The following is a 19,269-nucleotide window of genomic DNA, read 5'->3' as shown; positions in this document are numbered from 1 at the left end:
ATGGATAGAAGAAAATTTCTCCAGCTCAGCGGTGCCGGCCTGGGGGTTTCCATGTTGCCGCTGTCCGGCAATCTGGTAGCCGAGAGCAAACTGACGCAAAGCGGTATTGATCTCTCGGTAAAAAAAGAATTTGCCGATGTAGCCCTGAATACCGCCACTAAACTCGGCGCCACTTATGCCGATGTGCGTATTGGTCGCTACCTGAATCAATACGTAATCACCCGCGAGATGAAAGTGCAGGACGTGGTGAACACCGAATCTATCGGCATGGGCATTCGGGTTATTGCTAACGGCACCTGGGGCTTTGCTGCCACCAATGACCTGACCGCCGATGGCGTCGCCCGCGCCACCCGTCAGGCAGTAGCCACGGCCAAGGCCAACTCCAAGTACCAGCAAGAGCCAGTACAACTGGCCCCGGTGAAAGGTCATGGCGAAGTCAGCTGGCAGACACCGATCCAGAAAAACGCTATGCAGATCCCCCTGGCCGACAAGGTGGATCTGTTGATGGATGTAAACAAGTCTGCCCTGGATGCCGGCGCCAGCTATATCAACTCCATGTTGTACCTGGTGAATGAGCAAAAGTATTTTGCCTCTACCGACGGCTCCTATATCGACCAGGATGTTCACCGTTTGTGGGCGCCCTTCTCGGTCACCGCAGTGGACAAGAAAACCGGCGGCTTCCGCACCCGCCAAGGCCTCAGCCAGCCGGTAGGACGCGGCTTTGAATACCTGGATGGCCGCGCCGAAGACAAGATCCAAGCGCAGACGGTGCTCTATCGCGATTCCTACGATATGGCCGAAGATGCACGCCTGGCGGCGCAACAGGCCAAGGAAAAGCTCACCGCTAAATCGGTAAAACCGGGCAAGTACGACCTGGTGTTGGACCCAAGCCACCTCTGGCTCACCATCCATGAATCCGTCGGCCACCCACTGGAGCTGGACCGCGTACTCGGTTACGAGGCCAACTTTGCCGGCACCTCTTTCGCCACTATCGATAAATGGCGCAGCGGCAAATTCCAATACGGCAGCGACAAGGTCAATCTGTTTGCCGATAAGGTACAACCCGGCTCTCTCGGCGCCGTCGGCTACGACGATGAAGGCGTGAAGACCCGCAACTGGGATCTGGTAAAAGACGGTGTGCTGGTGAACTACCAGGCCACCCGCGACCAGGTACATATGCTGGGGCAAAAGAAATCCCACGGCTGCTGCTACGCCGACAGTTGGTCCAGTGTGCAATTCCAGCGCATGTCCAATGTTTCGCTGTTGCCCGGCAAGGAAGAGCTGAGCGTCGACGATATGATCAAGGATGTGGAGAAAGGCATTTATATTGTGGGTGCCGGTTCCTTCTCCATCGATCAGCAGCGCTACAACTTCCAGTTCGGTGGTCAGCTGTTCTACGAAATTGAAGACGGCAAGATTACCGGCATGGTGGAGGACGTCGCTTACCAGTCCAACACCCAGGAATTCTGGAATGCCTGTTCGCAGGTCTGCGACAAAAATGATTACCGCCTGGGTGGTTCCTTCTTTGACGGTAAGGGACAGCCGATGCAAACCAGTGCGGTATCCCACGGTAGTTCCACTGCACGCTTCGACGGTATCAATGTGATTAACACCAAGCGCAAGCTGGGCTAATCACTGATCCACGCAGGGGTCAGGCCGGATAACCGGTATGGCCCTAGCGTTATGATTAAAGGAAAGCAGGCACTTCACTCAAGACACGCTGTTAATACGTCCCTGTACGCTCGTAATCGGCATCCATGCCTCATACGGTCTTGAGTGAAGTACCTACTTTCCTTTCTAGCTAACAATAAACCAACGCAGTAACAGAGTTATCCCGTGTCCCTCACCCGCAAGGCTTTTCTCCAGCGCCTGATCCTGGGTAGCTGCGCCGCAGCGCTGCCGTTGGACACACGCGCACAAAATACCGCACCGGGTAGTGCGCAGGAGCACTACGATTTTTATTTCACCCGCTTGATGTACGAGTCTGGTGACTGGGATGTGGATCAGCGCATGCCTTCCAACCTGCTCAATTCACTGGTGGAATACACCAATCTCAGGGTTGATCCCAAAGAGCACATAGTGCCGCTGGCCGATAAGAAAATGCTGCTGGCGCCTTTCTGCTACCTGGCCGGACACAAGCTGGTGCAATTCACCACGGAAGAGGCAAAGAATTTTCGCGATTACGTCAATCGCGGTGGTTTTGTATTTGTCGACGACTGCAACCACGATATCGACGGCCTCTTTGCCAAATCCTTTGAAGCGCAGATGGCCGAGCTGTTTGGCGAAGACTGCCTGCAAAAGCTCCCTGACGATCACGACCTCTACCGCTGTTTCTTTCAATTCGATGAACTGCCGGTAACCAGCTTTGAATTAAATGGCTGGGGTGATGATCTGGTACACGACTACCTGAAAGCCATTGTTGTTAACGGCCGTATCGCCGTGCTCTACAGCAACAAAGATTTCGGCTGCGAATGGGACTACGACTACCGCAACAAACGCTGGCTCGCCATCGATAACACAAAATTTGCGGTGAACATTGTTATTTACGCACTGACGAGCTGATTATGCTGACCACCCTGGAAAATAGTATCGAAGAACAACTGCACAGCCTCGACAATCTTCAACAGGAGATTGCACGGGTGATTGTCGGCCAAAAACCCGTGGTGGAGCAGATGTTGATCTGCCTATTGGCCGGGGGCCACGCGCTACTCGAAGGGGTGCCGGGGCTGGGTAAAACCCTGCTGGTAAAAACCCTCGCCGATGCCAGTGCGCTGGATTTTAAGCGGGTGCAGTTCACCCCGGATTTAATGCCCGGAGATATTCTCGGCAGTGAGATCCTCGAAGAGGATCACAGCACCGGCAAGCGCTTTTTTAAATTCCAGCAGGGCCCGGTTTTCACCAATATCCTGCTCGCCGATGAAATTAACCGCACACCACCGAAAACCCAGGCAGCCCTATTGGAGTCCATGCAGGAAGGCTCGGTAACCGTGGGCGGTAAAACACTGAAATTGCCCGATCCCTATTTCGTACTGGCCACACAAAACCCCATCGAGCAGGCGGGCACCTATCCCCTGCCGGAAGCTCAGCTGGACCGCTTCCTGTTAAATATTCATATCGACTATCCCGATGAGTGGGACGAAGTTGAAATCCTGCGCTCCACCACCGGTGCCAGCAGGGTCAAACCCAGCCCCAGCCTGGATGCGGAGCAATTACGCGAAATGCAGCAATTGGTGCGGGAAATTCATGTCAGCGACGATTTATACCGCTACGTGGCGGCACTAGTGCGCGCTACCCGTATGGAAACCAGCGGCAGCGATACCCTGCAACAGTGGATCAAGTGGGGCGCCGGCCCCCGCGCGGGGCAGGCTCTGATTCTCGCCGCCAAGGCACGGGCCCTTTTGCAACGACGCCTCGCCGTCACCCGCGAGGATATCCGCAGCTTGTTACTGCCGGTACTGCGCCACCGGGTGCTGCTCAGCTTCCAGGCACAGGCCGATGGCGTGCAGATGCCACAGCTGATTGAAGAATTACTCGCAGCGGTGCCGGAACCGGGCCGGGACTGATCAGCGTGGAATACCTGTCCCCCAAAACCCTGGCCAGCTGTCGCGATCTGGTATGGCTATCGCGGCATATTGCCGAGGGCGTGATGCTCGGTGTGCAACACAGCCAGCGCCGTGGCACCGGCTTGGAATTTCACCAATACCGAGGCTATCAAGCGGGTGATTCCATCCGCCATATCGACTGGAAACTGTTTGCCCGCAGTGATCGCTACTATGTGCGCGAGACCGAGCAGGAGAGCCGCATGCACGTGTGCTTTGTGCTCGATACCAGCGCCTCCCTGGGCCAGGCAAGCTTTGTCGAGCCCAGCCTGAATAAACTGCATTACGCCAAGTGCTGGATTGCCAGCCTCTGCTGGCTGCTCAACGCCCAGGGAGACAGCTTTTCTCTATTGGCGTTTAACAGCAGTCGGACGGTTTATGTACCCGAAGGCCAGGGCGAGAGCCACCAGCGTCAAATCGCCCTTCAGCTACAACAACTCGACGCCAGCGACCACTGGCCAGATCACACTCAACTGGCGCCGCTGTGGCAATACTTTGAACGCCCCTGTCAGGTGGTGTTGCTGAGTGATTTTTTTCAACAGGGCAATGAGATCGGCGATTTTGCCGCACGCCTGCATGCCGCCGGCCGCCCCTGCCTGCCACTGCAATTGTTAATTGAGGCAGAACAGACTTTTCCTTTTGGCGGAGAGCTAAAGCTGCTCAATCCAGAAGTAAGCGCCAGTACTCCCGCAACTTTAGAAGTGGACGCCGAGCGGCAACGCCAGTCTTACCTGGATGCTTTTGCTCAAGCACAGAGCGAGTTAAAAGCACGCTTTGCCGCACAGGAGTGTTCACTACAGACCGACCTTATCGAGCAGCCTGTGGAAAAGTCACTACGGCAATTTATTCAGCTGCACGGCAGGTTGTGCTGAGATGTTGTGGATAAATAACTTATTTCAATCCCCACAATGGCTATGGCTATTCACAGCCCTGGTTATCCCTGTCGCCATTCATTTACTGCGCCGAAGTAATCCACAACAGGTCTCCTTTGCTGCGCTGCAATGGGTACAAAGATATTCACAGAGTCGCGCGCGCCGCCCTATTGTGGATAACAAGTGGTTGCTGCTATTGCGCCTGCTAATCGTCGCCCTACTGGCAAGTTTATTGGCACAGCCGCTGGTTAAACGGGAAATTTATCCCCAAGAGGGCGTGATACTGGTAGACCCCAGAATTGGGGCGGGCGAAGCGAATACATTTATCCACAGTTCACTGCCGCAGCTTGTGGGGGAAGGTAATAAAGTGCTGTGGTTATCCCCAGAAACACCTTCCGTAATCTCACCCCCACCACAAAATGTGGACCTGTGGAAAACTCTATCGGCACTATCACGCCGGGCGGATTTGCGCAGGGCTCATATCCTGTTGATAAACAACGGGGTTCCAGCATCCCACCAGGCACTGAGAGTCAGTCCCCATTGGCAGTGGCACGGCCTCGATAAAGCATCCACAGCTCCGAGCCCGGTAGTACCGAGTATCGCTTTAATGGGCAATGCGCCCAGCTGGTGGGCACCAGTGCTGGAAGACTGGCAAAGTAATATGCCGGGACTATCGGTGCATATTCAGGAACAAGAAGAGATACCCAATGCCGAGCAGGCAGATTGGTTGATCTACACGGGCCCCGCTCCCCTGCCACAAGTCGTGCTGGAATTTGTTACAGGCGGCGGCCTGTTAATCACCGACAACAGTATCCCCCCTACCGATAATCTCAACTTCGTTGCTGTGGATAACAGCCAGTCAGCTCAGGCGGCCTCAGTGGGACGGGGAAGTTGGTTGCGCTACGAAAGTGACTGGTACAGCGAGGTGTTTTATCGCCGCGCAGATTTACCTGAACGCTTATGGCAGCAGTGGTCTGGGCAAGACTGGGATCTGCAACACCAAAATCGTGGCTATTGGTCTGCCAATAAAAAAGTTGTGGCAAACATAGCCGGGGCAGGCCTTCCTGTAGAAGACAGCGAGGTAGAAAACCGTCGTATTGAACAACTGCAACCCTGGTTAATAGCCGCCCTACTGTTACTTCTGGCTTTTGAACGCCTAATTGTCCTATCGCGACCTGCAGTCATTATGGCAACCGATAGTAACGGGGAGGCCGACCATGGATAAGCGTGAGTCCACCCTTAACGCTGTGCGCAGGCGCTGGCAACTGACAGCCCTGCGGCCCTATCTCTGGCTTGCCACTGGCCTCAGCCTTCTGGCTGGCTTGGGCATTTTTGTATTCGGCTGGCCACAGTGGCTATTGCTCGCCTGGCTCGGAATTATTGTTGTAGCAATTCTATTGGATCGCAGCTGGCGCCCAAGCCCTGAAAGCCTATGTCGACAGTTGGATGGACAATATCCACAGCTGCAAGACAGCAGCCAGTTGCTTAGCCAACAGAAAACCAACCTAAGTCCATTGCAGCAATTACAGCGCGCGCGTATCGAAACAGAGCTGCAACAACTGCTGGAAAGTGGCGACCGGTCGCCTTTCGGTCCAAAAAAACTCCGCAGTGCCCTGACAAATGCTTTTGGTGCCTGCCTGGGACTATTGTTATTTGTACTGAGCGATTCTCACTTCACCGGGGATAAAACTGAGACCACGCAACAAAATACAGCTATTCCCGTTGCCGAAAGACTCGCCATAACGCGCGCGGCAACCCATATCCAGCCGCCCGCCTACACTGGGCTCACAGCCGAAAGCCAATCCCTACAAGTCGATGTGCCGGAGCAGTCCAAGGTCGAGTGGCAACTTGAATTGAATCAGCCGGTGCAAGGGCTGGAAATGCTGGCCGAGGCTGAGCGCTTCGCCTTTTCTCCACTAGGTGATCTACCCAGTAAAAAATGGCAATTACAACGCACTATCGCTAAGGCAGACTTTTACCAGCTCTCAGTGCAACTCGCGGAAAGCCAAATACTTTTGCCGGAAATCCATAATATTCGGGTGCAAAAAGACAGTGCCCCGGAGTTTACCTTTGAGGCACCCAGCCTGCGCGTCGATACCATTCAAGGGAGCGCTCAAAGTATTCCCGTGAAAGTAATCATTAATGATGATTACCAGGTGAGTTCTGCGGATTTATTGGTCACCCTCGCCAGCGGCACCGGGGAAAATTTACGCTTTCGGGAAGAGCGTATTGCACTCACCAGTTTGCAATCCACTGATTTATCAACAACCCCGTCGGAAGATAAGAAAGCAGCTCTATACGACTTCACCCTGCCCATCCACCAGTTTTCCATGGAAGCGGGAGATGAACTCTACTGGTATCTGGAGGCCAGGGATAACCGCGAGCCCAGCGCCAACGTTGCCAAGAGCCAACACTTTATCTTGCGCTGGCCGCAAGAAGAGATTTTCGGGCTGAGTGATAGCGAGGGGATGGCGATTAAGATATTACCGGAGTACTTCCGCAGCCAACGTCAGTTGATTATTGACACCGAGGCCCTACTAGCCGAGCGAGAGCAGCTGCATCCACAGGAGTTTCGCAAACGCTCCGAGGGTTTAGCCTATGAACAGAATTTGCTGCGCATGCGCTACGGCCGCTTTCTCGGCGAAGAGGATTCGGAAGCGGAGCACTCTGGCGCAGAGAGCGAGAAGCACGATGATAAAGAGGAGTCCGAACACGGCCATAGCCACGATCATACAGAACAAGGTGAGCACCAGTCACATGGCGAAGAAAATGCCACTCCCTTTGCACAGCGAGACTCCCATTTCCAACAGGCAGAGCGCATAGCTGCTTCTGCCGGACACCGGCATGACAGCTCAGAGCATGCCACCCTGTTCGACCCCCAGACCAAGGAGCTACTGCGCAATGCGCTGAATGCCATGTGGAGTTCCTGGCGCGACCTGTCGGTTATAGAGCCCCAGGCCTCCCTGCCCCACCAGCACCGGGCGCTGCGCTTTATCAAAGAAGTACAGCAGGCTTCGCGTATTTACTTACAGAGAGTCGGCTTCGAGGCGCCCCCCATAGACGAAAGCCGCCGGCTTAGCGGTGAACGGGAAGACGTAGTGCCAGAAACCGTCGACAGTGCATTTGAACAAATACAAAGAGCACAGGTGCTCGCCCTAATGGCCCAGGTAAACGCTGGCACCGAACTCGATACCGATCTACTGATGCAGATAAATGAGCTAGCTGCAGAGCAATCACCAGAGCTCGGCCTGGAGCTGTCCAAACAGCTGCGTTTATACCAGCAGCGCCACCAGCAACCGAATTGCATTGATTGCACAAACTCCCTGAATCAGCTGCTCTATCAGCTACTGCCAGCACCGGAATCTGCGCCTTCACTGCCTTTGCAAACTGAGGCCGACGGCCATTTCAGCCGTTGGCTGCACCAGCAAGGGGAGAAGTCATTGTGATTGATTTCTTGATACCCGGCCTGTACCTGTTGGCCTGTTTAGTATCACTCGTTCTGTTGCGCCGCCGTGGCGCCAAGCCGTTCGACTATGGCCTGCAACTGGCGATTTGGTTGAGCGCCTGGATACTTTGGCAGCCGCCGGCAATCATTCCCGCCGAGCGCAATATCTCTATCGACAGCAAACAGCTGGCGAGCTCACATCCAATAAATCTCAATGGTGTGGAAAATATCTCCCTCAATGGGGAGCCACTCGGCCGCGACAAACTGCGAGACCTGGCACCAGTGCGCCTGGAGTTATCGAAGATCCAGGAATCTGATAACAGTTGGGAATTCGACTGGCAGCGGCGAATTACCCTGGGTGATCCTTTAAAGTTAAAGGTTCACAACATCCAGTCACTGACTGAAAACTTAAAAATTAGTCTGCTCAATCCCTACGGCCATATTGAAGACAGTCTTGAGCTGAAAGTAGGAGAAGCAATTCAGGCACAACTCACAGCCACCCCAAAAATCGCAGGCCCCCAGCTATACCGAGTACGGACGGAAAGCGAAGCCGGCGAAACCCATACAGATCCTTTACCCATCCTGGTGCGAGAACCGCTCCAACCCAAGTTGTTACTGTGGCTGGCACGCCCCTCTTTTGAGACAGCCGCCCTCTCCCGCTGGCTGCGTCAATCCGGTGTAGCGGCACAGGTGATGACCCAGTTGGCACCTGAAATTAGTAGAAAAGAGACTCTCAACGGCCTTCCACTTACCGAGTCTGCGGATCTACTTACAAAGGAAAGTCCCTTCGATTTAGCCATTCTCGATAGCAGTTTGTGGGCACAATTTTCTGCTCTGCAAAAGCGTCAGCTCAACGAACTGGCCACTACAAAGTCACTGTTATGGTTAGTCAGTGGCGATAGCTCCGAAGAGTTTCTCCAATACGCTGCAGCCCAATCCATGCCTCTGCAAAGGGGAGAAGCACCCCATTTACACTCCGGCTTTGGCTACCAAAAAGCGGCCAATGCGAAGATTCCCCCACTGCGCAATTCTGGCTTTATAGCCGTGCAGCCCAGCTCCAGTGACTTCTTACTGGATAATGAAGAAACTCCCCTTTTCTGGGGACGTTCCACCCAGACGCAGCACTTGGGTTTTATTCTATTTAGCGACAGCCACCGCTGGCTAACCAGTGGGTTTGCTACTGAATTCTCCAGCCTGTGGAAGTCGATTATTGATTACCAACTCAAACACTTGGGAAGTCAGCAACCAGTAACCCTCTCCAGTGAGTTACCGCGGACTCAGGAACGCATCACCCTATGCAGCCCACTTTTTTCTGATCAGAGACCAATATTATTAAGCTCCCAAACTGAGTCCCAATCCATTGGCGGGATTGCTGTAAATACTAATACCCAGGGCCAGTGTTACAGCTTCTGGCCACAGGGTTCTGGCTGGCATCAGATTAAGACTGATATGGATGGGGATCCGGTATTAAACTTCTATGTCTTTGCTAAACAGGACTGGCCCAAGTGGCAACGCTCCCTAAATGCCAGGGAGACCCGACAAATGGCCGCCGCACGCTTGGGGCCAGTTGATAATCGTCACTCAGGCAAAATGCCTATTGAGCGCCAATGGCCGGCTTTGATTTTGCTGTTATTGGTCTGCACAAGCTGGTGGAGGGAGCGCAGAATCTTGAACAGATCCTTATCTTGAAGACTGCGCGGAGGGTTTATTACCCGGCTGCGCCTCCTGCTTGGGGAAAATCAGCTGGTCGACAGGATAACCCATCGCCTTAGCTTTCTGTAAAAACCGCTCCAGAACATCCTTGGGCATAGTCGGGGTGCGGGACAATATCCACAGATAGGATTTGTTATAGCCGGAAACCATCGCATATTGATAATCGCCTGCCAGGGCAATCACGATATAGGAAGAATAAAAGGGCCCAAGGAAAGAAACTTTCAAGTGTCCTACATCTTTTGCGCCAACAAACTCAGCCTTCCCTCTCGCCAATTGCCAATCATCACGCGCTTGTGAATAACCGGTATTCACCACTGCAACAGAACCATCGGGGTTGAGGCTGTAGTCCGCCGTTACCAGGGTCAGGCCCCGCTCGAAAGAGTGATCCAAGCGGGCTATCTCATACCAGTGGCCTAAATAGCGCTGCAGCTGGAAATTCTGTACGGGCTCAACCCCCTCCGGCACTCGTGTACAGGCACCTAGCCACAGGAAGGAAAACAGTAGTACTCCCAGCGAAAACCGCGTCATCTATCCACTCCCAGCAAATTCACCCTCGAATCAAAATAGAAGGTAAGGGTTTCACAAGGTCAGGATAGTTTCGAGCGTTTGTATTTCACCCATAAAAAAACCACCCTCAGGGTGGTTTTTTTATGGGTGGACAGGCCAACTTACTTTTCGACGAAAGCGCGCTCAATCACATACTCGTGCGGTACCCCTGCGCGGGTCTCCTTGAATCCCCAGTCATCTAGGATATTGGTGAGATCCTTCAGCATTGCCGGGCTGCCGCACAACATAAAGCGGTCTTCCTCGACATTCGGCTTGGGCACATCGAGATCTGTAAAGAGCTTACCGGTCAGCATCAAGTCGGTCAGGCGGCCGGTATTACGATAAGGCTCACGAGTTACAGTGGGGTAGTAGAGCAGCTGCTCACGCACCATCTCACCAAAATACTCATGCTCAGGTAGCTCATTCTCGATCTGTTCCTGATAAGCCAGCTCAGAGACATAGCGCACCCCGTGGGTAAGAATCACTTGGTCGAAACGCTCGTAGACAGTAGGATCTTTAATAATGCTCATGAAAGGTGCCAAACCAGTACCCGTAGACAGCAACCACAGACGCTTGCCAGGTAACAGGTGATCCGCAACCAAAGTACCGGTGGGCTTCTGGCTCACATAGATCTCATCGCCCGGCACAATCTTCTGCAGACGAGAAGTCAGGGGACCATCTGGTACCTTGATGCTGAAGAATTCCAGCTCATCTTCGTAGTTGGCACTGGCAATGGAGTAGGCACGCAGCAGTGGACGGCCGTTGTCCTGCTGCAGACCGATCATCGTGAAATGTCCGTTCTCAAAGCGAAAACCCGAATCTCGGGTGGTCTTAAAGCTAAACAGCGTGTCGTTCCAGTGATGGACATCCAACACCTTCTCTATATTCAATTTGGACATAAACTTAAAACCGGTTATTCCACGAGTCTCTTGATAGTTGAATTTTAGCTCTGGAAGATCTATTGGCAAAGTGGGATATTTCGATATTCCTTATCTATTTTAACGATTAAGTGGAGAATTCCCTTTGCGCTATACCTTGCGCCAACTGGAGGTATTCCTGGCCTGTGCCCACCACGAGAATGTGAGCCGCGCGGCAGAGAGCCTGAGCATGTCCCAGTCTGCCGCCTCCACCGCCCTAAAAGAGTTCGAACAACAGTTTGAGCTGCGCTTATTCGAGCGCACCGGCAAGCGCCTGCGCCTGAATGAGCTGGGTAGGCAACTATGGCCCAAGGCGGAGGAACTGCTGGAACGGGCACAGGAATTAGAACAGAGCCTGGCCAGTCATCGCGATCTGGGCCGCCTAAAAATAGGGGCAACCCTAACCATCGGCAATTACCTGGCTGCGAACGTAATGGCGCGCTACATGGAGGAGCAACCCGGCACACGCGTGGAGCTGGAGGTCGCCAATACCTCGGCAATTACCGAGCGGGTGCTCAATTTTGAGCTGGATCTTGGACTTATTGAGGGTGAATTTAATCACCCGGATCTGGAGATGATTCCCTGGCGTAGTGATGAATTAGTCGTCTTTTGCGCCCCCTCTCACCCCCTGGCCAAACGCAAGCGCCTGACAGACAGAGATCTGCTCAAAGCCACCTGGATTACCCGGGAGCCCGGTTCCGGTACACGTCAGACTTTTGAGCGTGCAATGGTCGGACTACTACCAAAACTCCATATTTTGTTGGAGCTTCAACATACAGAGGCCATTAAGCGAGCGGTGGAAGCTGGGCTCGGTATCAGCTGCCTATCTAGAGTCTCTTTAGCTGATGCCCTGAAGCGGGGCTCATTAATCGAATTGCCGGTATCACAGAGAAATTTTCACAGAGAATTTTATTTCGCCCTACATCGACAAAAATATAGAAGTTCGGGGATTGAGCGATGGTTGGAGTTATGCCAATCCATCGAAATCAATTAAATGAACCCTCAATGAGATTTAGTTTTCCGAGCACTACGGTATCAACTGCTAAATTTTAGCTTTTGACGGCAATATACATTTGTCAGTGTCGAGAAATTTAAAGATGACTGATGGGTATAAAATGAATATTGAGTTCCGCTATATTACTTTTCAGTGAAAAATCCTCTGTCCTAAAGTTCGTTTAACCACTATTGTCAGGCTTTCTTATCTGGTAAATTATCGCGCATGAAAATTCGACAATTTATCAATTTGGCTACATCTGTATACTTCCTGGCAGTTGTAATATTCCTTTGAGGCAATATGAATATCAGCAGATTTAAAGTCGTACTAGCTGGTACAATTTTAAGTATCTCTTCTTTAGCAATGGCAAAAGATGTCATTAAGATCAATTCAGCAGCTCACTATCATGATGAGAAAGTAATTGCTGCCAATATACTTAGTGAATGCCCGAATCTCGGCTCGCAGTTTTCTAATTCGACCCAGAAGTTTCTTAGTAAATATGGATACTATATCTCTTCAACGTCTGAACTAAATCCTCAGTCAGAGGGCTATATTCTCAAACTAAGTATTCTAAATGCCCTGAGTTCTGGTAACGCTTGGTTAGGACATAGAAAGTCGGTATCTATTGAGGCGGAACTTTACAATAATGGAAAATTAGTAGACAGTTTTACTAATACTAGAAATTCTAGTGGTGGATTTGGTGCAAATTTTAAAAACTCTTGCCAAGTACTCCAACGCTGTGTTCATACACTTGGTAATGATGTAGCGAAGTGGATGAAGAAAAACCACGAAATTTGATCCTAAAACTACCAACAGGATATTTAAATGAAAAATTTTAAGAAAATATTATTCTCTGCGGCTTTTGCATTAACTCTCTCTGGCTGTACCAGTAATCCAGTGATGAATATCCAAGATAGAAGTATTCCTGACCGCCTTGATGGTTCTGCACAAACCCAGGATACCATTAAAAAATCAATTATCGCGGGATGTATAGCAAGAAACTGGACTTGTCGTGAGGTCGCCCCTGGACAAATAATCGCTTCAATTAACGTTCGCAAACATCACGCTGAAGCAGACATCAAATACGATATGGATAATTATAGTATTACTTATAAAGATAGCGACCTGCTTGATTACAATGAAAAATACTATACTATCCACAGAAATTATAATCGCTGGGTACGTAACTTGAATGATGCGATTATTAAGCAGTTATCAATTTAAAACTTAAGCATTCTCCCAATGATATCTATCAATGGGAGAATACGAGTATTTTTTAAAGCCTTATGCCAACATTTAAGACAAATGGCATATCTATACCATCATTTTCATCAAACAAATTAGCATTTGAAAAGTGCTTCCAAGATACCATTAGTACCAGATCCTCCTTTTTCCTCCAGTTAATTCTTGCGCCATAACCCACCTGCGCCTGAAAAGAAAAGTTGTTCTCTTGGCGTCGATCGCCTAAATGGTTACTGGATATATAACTGGGGCCCAATGCTCGAACAAAGAAAAAGGGTTGCCCCCAACTTCTTTGCCTTGGGTACAGATTTAACTGCGGGTAAATGGAAAAAGCCCTTATGCGTTTATTTTTATCCGCACTAGTACTAATTTCTGTGTAACTTACACCTATATCAATATGTTGCCGATAACTCTTTTCAAACGTTTTAAAGGAGTAGTCTAAACCAAAGGTCTTGTTATTTTGTTTTGAATCCGGCTGTGGTCCACCACCAAAACTTAACAACAAATCGTCAGCTAATACTGGCTGAGCCAAGAAAATTATTGAAACTACAGCCAACATCCACTTCATCTGTTATCCCTTATTTAAAGGTCACTCATCTATTAATTAAGAAATTCTTTTAAATATTAATGAAGTATTAATTCCACCAAAGGCGAAATTATTACTCATGATATATTCTGTATCGATATGCTTACCAGGGCCTTGGATAAATTCCAAGTCAGCACAATCAGCATCAACCTCTGCCAAATTCATTGTGGGATGGAACCAACCATTGCGCATCATCTGGATACTTGTCCAAGCTTCCAAAGCGCCGCAGGCACCCAGAGTATGGCCGGTATAACTCTTGAGGGAACTGATAGGCACAGCACGACCAAACGCATTGCGAGTCGCATGGCTCTCGGCGATATCTCCTCGGTCCGTGGCAGTACCATGTGCGCTGACATAACCTATCTCACTAGCATCTACGCCAGATTGAGCTATAGCTTGCTCCAGAGCCACCTGCATAGTCCCCGACTGGGGTTGAGTAACATGGCTACCGTCAGAATTTGTACCAAAGCCAACAACTTCCGCATAAATTCTGGCTCCACGTGCAACAGCATGCTCATACTCCTCCAGAATCAGCGTGCCAGCACCTTCACCGATCACCAAACCATCCCGGTTTCTATCAAAGGGACGCGGGGTCGCTTCAGGAGTATCATTTTTTGTGGAGGTAGCATAAAGCGTATCGAAAACTGCCGCCTCAGTTGCACACAGCTCCTCTGCACCACCGGCGACCATAATAGTTTGGCTACCATTGCGGATCGCTTCATAGGCATACCCAATTCCCTGGCTGCCAGAAGTACAAGCAGAGCTGGTGGTGTAAACCCGCCCACACAAACCAAAAAATACTCCGATATTGACCGCAGCCGTATGAGACATCATTTTTATATAGCTGGTGGCATTAAGGCCGTCGGTGCGGTGATTTATCAACATATTGCCGAAATCAGCCACTGCTGACGGAGTGCCTGCTGACGAGCCATATGAAACTCCGACAGCTCCACTTTTGAGAATGGGGTCATCCAACAATCCCGCATCCTGAAGAGCAATTTCACTGGCGCGAACCGCCATTAATGAGACGCGCCCCATGCTGCGAACGCGTTTGCGATTGTAATGAGATGGCTTTTCAAAATCTTTTACTGGGGCACCAAGGCGAGTTTCAAGTCCCTCATACTTGTCCCAGTCCTCCATATAAACAATTCCGGAACGACGGCTCTGCAAAGACTCACTAACCGACTCCCAATCTTGGCCGATAGGAGATATTCCGGCCATTCCTGTAACAACAACACGCTTCATTAGCAGAGACCACCATTTACGGAAATAACTTGACGGGTAATGTAAGCAGCCCGCTCATGCATTAAAAAGGCTACAGTCGCTGCGACTTCTTCAGGCTTGCCCATTCTGCGGGCTGGAACCATTTTTAAAATGTCTTCAACCGGCAAATCTTCATCCAGCATATCGGTATCAATAAGACCCGGAGCAACACAATTAACGGTGATTTTTCGTTTCGCCAGCTCCAGTGCGAGCGCTTTACTCGCACCAATCAAACCAGCTTTAGACGCGGAATAGTTTACCTGTCCTCGATTTCCAGCGACGCCAGAGACCGAAGTCATCACAACTATTCGACCGGGAGCACGGCGTCTAACCATGGGCATAGTCAGGGGATGCAAGACGTTGTAGAAACCATCCAGATTTGTGTGAACGACTGAATCCCAATCCTCGGCAGGCATTGCGGGAAAAGCATTGTCAGCAGTTACACCTGCATTGCATACAACCCCATAGTAACAACCGTGTTCATCGACATCTTCTAGCAAAACATCTTTAGTTTGGTTCCGATCAGAAATATCAAACTGAAGAATTCTACTTTTACTTCCTAGCTTGGCAATTTCCTCTGCAACCTCTTCAGCTTGGTCACGGCGGCTACGGCAATGTAAAACGATATTATAACCATCTTCAGCTAACTGAAGGGCAATTGCCCGACCTATACCACGGCTTGAACCCGTAACTAAAATCCACTCAGACATTTAATTTCTACCCTTCAAATACTGTTCCACGTTGTCCGGTTGATATACATTTAACCGCGCGCTTTGCTCGATGGAGGGGCCCTTTATTACACACTCAAATGTCGCCATGCCATTCTCAGCCTGCAGCAAACGCTGGACTTCAATCGTCAGTTCATCGCCACAGCGATAACTTTCAACATTTGACACAAATTTACGGGTACCCAATAAAAAGCCCAGGCGAACCTCTTCGCCCCGTTCCTTGGCGTGGTAACCGGAAAATGCCGCTATCGACTGGGCCATATACTCAATTCCCACATAGGCGGGAACACGACCGTTGCGAGAAAAAATTCCATCATCTCGGACCCGCAATTTTGCCAGCAGTTGTTCCTCATCTACTGAAACTACTTCATCGAGAAGTGACATATTTCCACTATGTGGAACCAATTCTCCAGCAGTATATTTTTGCATATATTTTACCTCTGACTGCCCATAATTACCGAGCAGTTACTCCCACCAAACGCGAAGGAGTTACTCATTACGTAGCGCAATCCTCCAGCAGCTTCTTGGCCCTGGCAAAGGTTCAGCCGCACAATCTCCGGATCATAATGCCCATCATACTGATGGGGGGGGAGTTGATCATTTTGCAGGGCAAGCCAGCAAAAGGCCGCTTCAAGTGCACCAGCAGCTCCCAATGTGTGCCCGGTTAAAGGTTTAGTGGAAGAGCAAGGTAGTTGGCTTCCAAACACCCTTTCAACGGCTAAAGCCTCCATAGAGTCATTTTGTGGTGTGCCCGTACCATGGAGATTTAGATAATCAATATCGCTTGCATCCAAGCTCGCATTTTCCAGTGCTCTGCGCATACAGGCCTCTGCACCGCGCCCCTCTGGATCTGGAGCCGACATATGGTGGGCATCAGACATGGCAGCAACACCGGATAGAATCACAGGCCCAGGTTCTTTGGTCATCACAAATATTGCGCCAGCTTCCCCAAGATTAATACCATCCCGATTAATGCTGAGGGGGTTGGTCTGGCCCGCACTAAGTGCCCCCAGGCTATGAAAGCCACGAATCGTCATGCCACAAAGAGAATCCACACCACCAACAACCACAGCATCACAAACATTGGTAGAGAGAAGGCGCCGGGCACTGGCAAGGGCATTCGCACTGGATGAACACGCTGTAGAAACTGTAAGTTGTACGCCTTGCACACCCAGATACTTTGCGACAAAAGTACTAAGTCCTGCCATTTGCTGTTGAAGCCGGTAATTGTAACCAGTGTCTTTTTTACCACTGAGGTAAGATTCACCAGAATCGATCCCAGAAGTTGAAGTTCCCATAACCACTCCAACTCGGCTTGTACCATATCTTTCAACAAGACTACCGATCTCTGATTCGATTTGGCCCAGTGCAGCCAAAGCCAGCTGATTATTACGGCAGTGATAGGCTTGTAGCGAACTCGGTAATTCTGGCAACTTCTCCTGCACAATACCCAGGTTTCCCTGATAGTTTAATAATCGGTTTTCATCCGGTCGCATAAAAGAGCTATCACCGCTAAAAAGGGGTTTAGCTACCGATTCAGCAGAATTTCCCAGGGTACAGATGATGCCCATATGATTAAGATAGAAATTAGTCATACCTAAAAATTCCTGATGCTTAACCTGTAACCAAGTCGTTTGTGCTCAAGCTCAACCTGTGCTTCCCAAATATCATTAGTACTGTAGCGCGCCTCTGTACTTATTTCTCCATTGTGGAAGAGCTGACGGATATAATTCCCCTCAACTACGGACTCTTGCAACTTCCAACCAACAGGTAATTGTTTCTGTAGCTGAGTAACTGGCCAATATACAAACTGAATGTCTGCTAACAGTTTTTCAGGTGGCAGACTTGCCGCTCTACGCATGTAGTGATGAGTGCTGATCTCATTACCATCATATGCAATATCTAACAAACTCATACCTTCAGGGCTGAGAAGCGAAACCCTCATGTTCTCTGAAGAGAGCAAGGTGGCCGCAATCACTTCGTACACATTGTTTTGATAAACAATACGCAAATGTTGATTCATCTGACGCGGTTGCTCAGCTAAAAGAGGCGCCAAAGACCAGCCTTCAGACTTATCTTTTTCTACCCTTGGGGAAATACAACCCACCAGAGTAAAGATACTAAAATAAAGCACTAACCAGCGGAGCATATTTCCACCAGTGTATTCAATCTACGCTCTGCAGCAGCAACAAAAGGATTTTTATTATCCCAGGCATAACCTGCCAATATTGAGCAAATCATTCCTTTAATTTCTTTTTGCTCAGTCTGATAAAAAATCACATCCTGAAAACGACCATCATACCAAGCCTTTACATACGTTTTAAAAACTTCAACACCCTGCTTTAAAGGCACAGAAAACTCTTTGTCCCAATCAACGCTCTCTCCAGAGAGTTGACGGTGTAAACATTCAGCGGCTAACTCTGCAGACTTCATTGCGATGGTAACGCCTGAAGAAAATACTGGATCAAGGAATTCACCAGCATTTCCCAAAAGAGCAAAGCCTGGACCTGCCAGCTTGATTACATTGCTCGAATATCCACGAATACGTTGAATCTCGGTATCAAATTTTGCGTTGTGTAAAGTTTTTGCCAACTCTGGTGCGGCCGAAATAGCACCTTTCAGGATCTGTTCTGGATCCTGTCCCCAAGCCGCGATCTTTTCCTTCTCACCAACAACTCCAACAGAAGCTCTGCCATCGGCGAAAGGTATCAACCAATACCAAATATCTCTCTCATTGGGATTGACTGTGATAAGTATTTTATCTCTGTCAAAATTACTATCAGTAATATTGTCCTCTACATGTGTGAATACTGATTCACGTACAGGAAACTCTGATGGACGATCCAGGTCCAGTAATCTTGGTAGAACTCGTCCAAAACCACTTGCATCCAGAACAAAACGGCCCTGGAAAGCAAGGTCTTCGCCATTGTGTTCAGCAATCAGTTCCGCACCATTTTCGGTAATATCAGCTGATACAATAGAATGACGATAATAAATCTTTACCCCCTGGCGCTCGGCTTCATCGGCCAGTATTTTGTCAAACTTGGCTCGCTGTACCTGGAAAGTTGTGCCATGCCCAGGTGTGAATTTTTCACGAAAGTCAAATGCAGTACGGGCACCATTCCATTCAAAAGCAGCACCATTTTTAAACTGGAAGCCTGCGGATTTTACTGCCTCCAACATATCTGCGTTTTCAAGAGATTCCATACACTGTGCCAGCAAACTCTCGCCGATAGAGAAGCGAGGGAACATCTCTCGCTCAACGATCGATACACTCCAGCCATTTTTAGCCAACAAAGCACCGGCTACAGCTCCAGCAGGTCCGGCACCAATAATAACAACGTCAGACTTAATTTCTTTCATT

The 19,269-nt window shown here is 49.9% G+C and carries 19 protein-coding genes; 10 read left to right on the top strand and 9 right to left on the bottom strand.

Annotated features, from left to right (window positions below; all coding sequences use genetic code 11):
* From ACJJIJ_RS18665 to ACJJIJ_RS18635, 7 genes are all read left to right on the top strand, one after another.
* Nucleotides 1-1,632, top strand: coding sequence for a TldD/PmbA family protein (locus tag ACJJIJ_RS18665; protein WP_444938123.1), 1,632 nt, complete (start codon nt 1-3; stop codon nt 1,630-1,632).
* A 204-nt stretch (nt 1,633-1,836) separates the two neighbouring features.
* Nucleotides 1,837-2,562, top strand: coding sequence for a DUF4159 domain-containing protein (locus ACJJIJ_RS18660; protein ID WP_444938122.1), 726 nt, complete (start codon nt 1,837-1,839; stop codon nt 2,560-2,562).
* Between the two features lie 2 nt (nt 2,563-2,564).
* Nucleotides 2,565-3,563, top strand: coding sequence for an AAA family ATPase (locus tag ACJJIJ_RS18655; protein WP_444938121.1), 999 nt, complete (start codon nt 2,565-2,567; stop codon nt 3,561-3,563).
* A 5-nt stretch (nt 3,564-3,568) separates the two neighbouring features.
* Nucleotides 3,569-4,471 carry a DUF58 domain-containing protein gene (locus ACJJIJ_RS18650; protein WP_444938120.1) on the top strand — a complete coding sequence of 301 codons (903 nt, stop codon included), beginning with the start codon at nt 3,569-3,571 and terminating at the stop codon, nt 4,469-4,471.
* A gap of 1 nt (nt 4,472) precedes the next feature.
* On the top strand, nt 4,473-5,696 hold the full coding sequence (locus ACJJIJ_RS18645) for an N-terminal double-transmembrane domain-containing protein (protein WP_444938119.1): 1,224 nt from the start codon (nt 4,473-4,475) through the stop codon (nt 5,694-5,696).
* Nucleotides 5,689-7,917, top strand: a complete 2,229-nt coding sequence (locus ACJJIJ_RS18640; RefSeq protein WP_444938118.1) for a hypothetical protein — start codon at nt 5,689-5,691, stop codon at nt 7,915-7,917. The genes ACJJIJ_RS18645 and ACJJIJ_RS18640 overlap by 8 nt, the downstream gene beginning before the upstream one ends.
* On the top strand, nt 7,914-9,605 hold the full coding sequence (locus ACJJIJ_RS18635; RefSeq protein ID WP_444938117.1) for a hypothetical protein: 1,692 nt from the start codon (nt 7,914-7,916) through the stop codon (nt 9,603-9,605). Before ACJJIJ_RS18640 ends, ACJJIJ_RS18635 begins: the two co-directional genes overlap by 4 nt.
* Here ACJJIJ_RS18635 and ACJJIJ_RS18630 read toward each other — a convergent pair.
* Both ACJJIJ_RS18630 and ACJJIJ_RS18625 read right to left on the bottom strand, forming a co-directional pair.
* The gene (locus tag ACJJIJ_RS18630) at nt 9,597-10,157 is read right to left on the bottom strand and encodes a lipocalin family protein (RefSeq protein WP_444938116.1); all 561 of its coding nucleotides are present in this window, start codon (nt 10,155-10,157) and stop codon (nt 9,597-9,599) included. The two genes, ACJJIJ_RS18635 and ACJJIJ_RS18630, sit on opposite strands and share 9 nt — an antisense overlap.
* Before the next feature lie 140 nt (nt 10,158-10,297).
* The gene (locus ACJJIJ_RS18625; protein ID WP_252084055.1) at nt 10,298-11,074 is read right to left on the bottom strand and encodes a ferredoxin--NADP reductase; all 777 of its coding nucleotides are present in this window, start codon (nt 11,072-11,074) and stop codon (nt 10,298-10,300) included.
* Between the two features lie 124 nt (nt 11,075-11,198).
* On the opposite strand from ACJJIJ_RS18625, the gene ACJJIJ_RS18620 reads away from it, so the two are divergent.
* From ACJJIJ_RS18620 to ACJJIJ_RS18610, 3 genes are all read left to right on the top strand, one after another.
* Entirely contained in the window at nt 11,199-12,086 is an 888-nt protein-coding gene (locus tag ACJJIJ_RS18620; RefSeq protein WP_444938115.1) for a LysR family transcriptional regulator, read from the top strand.
* A 300-nt stretch (nt 12,087-12,386) separates the two neighbouring features.
* Nucleotides 12,387-12,884 carry a hypothetical protein gene (locus tag ACJJIJ_RS18615; protein ID WP_444938114.1) on the top strand — a complete coding sequence of 166 codons (498 nt, stop codon included), beginning with the start codon at nt 12,387-12,389 and terminating at the stop codon, nt 12,882-12,884.
* A gap of 27 nt (nt 12,885-12,911) precedes the next feature.
* Nucleotides 12,912-13,310, top strand: a complete 399-nt coding sequence (locus tag ACJJIJ_RS18610; protein WP_444899374.1) for an ApeA family protein — start codon at nt 12,912-12,914, stop codon at nt 13,308-13,310.
* Between the two features lie 52 nt (nt 13,311-13,362).
* On the opposite strand, the gene ACJJIJ_RS18605 is transcribed toward ACJJIJ_RS18610, so the two are convergent.
* From ACJJIJ_RS18605 to ACJJIJ_RS18575, 7 genes are read right to left on the bottom strand one after another with little or no spacing between them, the layout of a single operon-like run.
* The gene (locus ACJJIJ_RS18605) at nt 13,363-13,896 is read right to left on the bottom strand and encodes an acyloxyacyl hydrolase (RefSeq protein WP_444938113.1); all 534 of its coding nucleotides are present in this window, start codon (nt 13,894-13,896) and stop codon (nt 13,363-13,365) included.
* 36 nt (nt 13,897-13,932) lie between these two features.
* The gene (locus tag ACJJIJ_RS18600; protein ID WP_444938112.1) at nt 13,933-15,159 is read right to left on the bottom strand and encodes a beta-ketoacyl-ACP synthase; all 1,227 of its coding nucleotides are present in this window, start codon (nt 15,157-15,159) and stop codon (nt 13,933-13,935) included.
* Nucleotides 15,159-15,887 (bottom strand): 3-oxoacyl-ACP reductase FabG, encoded by a 729-nt coding sequence (gene fabG, locus ACJJIJ_RS18595; protein WP_444883329.1) that lies wholly within the window; start codon nt 15,885-15,887, stop codon nt 15,159-15,161. Before fabG ends, ACJJIJ_RS18600 begins: the two co-directional genes overlap by 1 nt.
* Nucleotides 15,888-16,334 (bottom strand): hotdog family protein, encoded by a 447-nt coding sequence (locus ACJJIJ_RS18590; protein ID WP_444887675.1) that lies wholly within the window; start codon nt 16,332-16,334, stop codon nt 15,888-15,890.
* Nucleotides 16,335-16,339: 5 nt separating this feature from the next.
* Nucleotides 16,340-17,500 carry a beta-ketoacyl-ACP synthase gene (locus tag ACJJIJ_RS18585; RefSeq protein WP_444938111.1) on the bottom strand — a complete coding sequence of 387 codons (1,161 nt, stop codon included), beginning with the start codon at nt 17,498-17,500 and terminating at the stop codon, nt 16,340-16,342.
* Between the two features lie 2 nt (nt 17,501-17,502).
* Nucleotides 17,503-18,054 carry an ApeN family LolB-like membrane protein gene (locus tag ACJJIJ_RS18580; protein WP_444891664.1) on the bottom strand — a complete coding sequence of 184 codons (552 nt, stop codon included), beginning with the start codon at nt 18,052-18,054 and terminating at the stop codon, nt 17,503-17,505.
* A complete protein-coding gene (locus tag ACJJIJ_RS18575; protein WP_444938110.1) occupies nt 18,039-19,268 on the bottom strand; it encodes an NAD(P)/FAD-dependent oxidoreductase in 1,230 nt (409 codons plus the stop codon). The genes ACJJIJ_RS18580 and ACJJIJ_RS18575 overlap by 16 nt, the downstream gene beginning before the upstream one ends.
* Nucleotide 19,269: the final 1 nt, after the last annotated feature.

It is taken from the genome of Microbulbifer mixtoriginis (SeqCode), from assembly GCF_052467945.1.
Note: the sequence above shows the minus strand (reverse complement) of the source record. Positions and strands in the feature narration are given on the sequence as shown.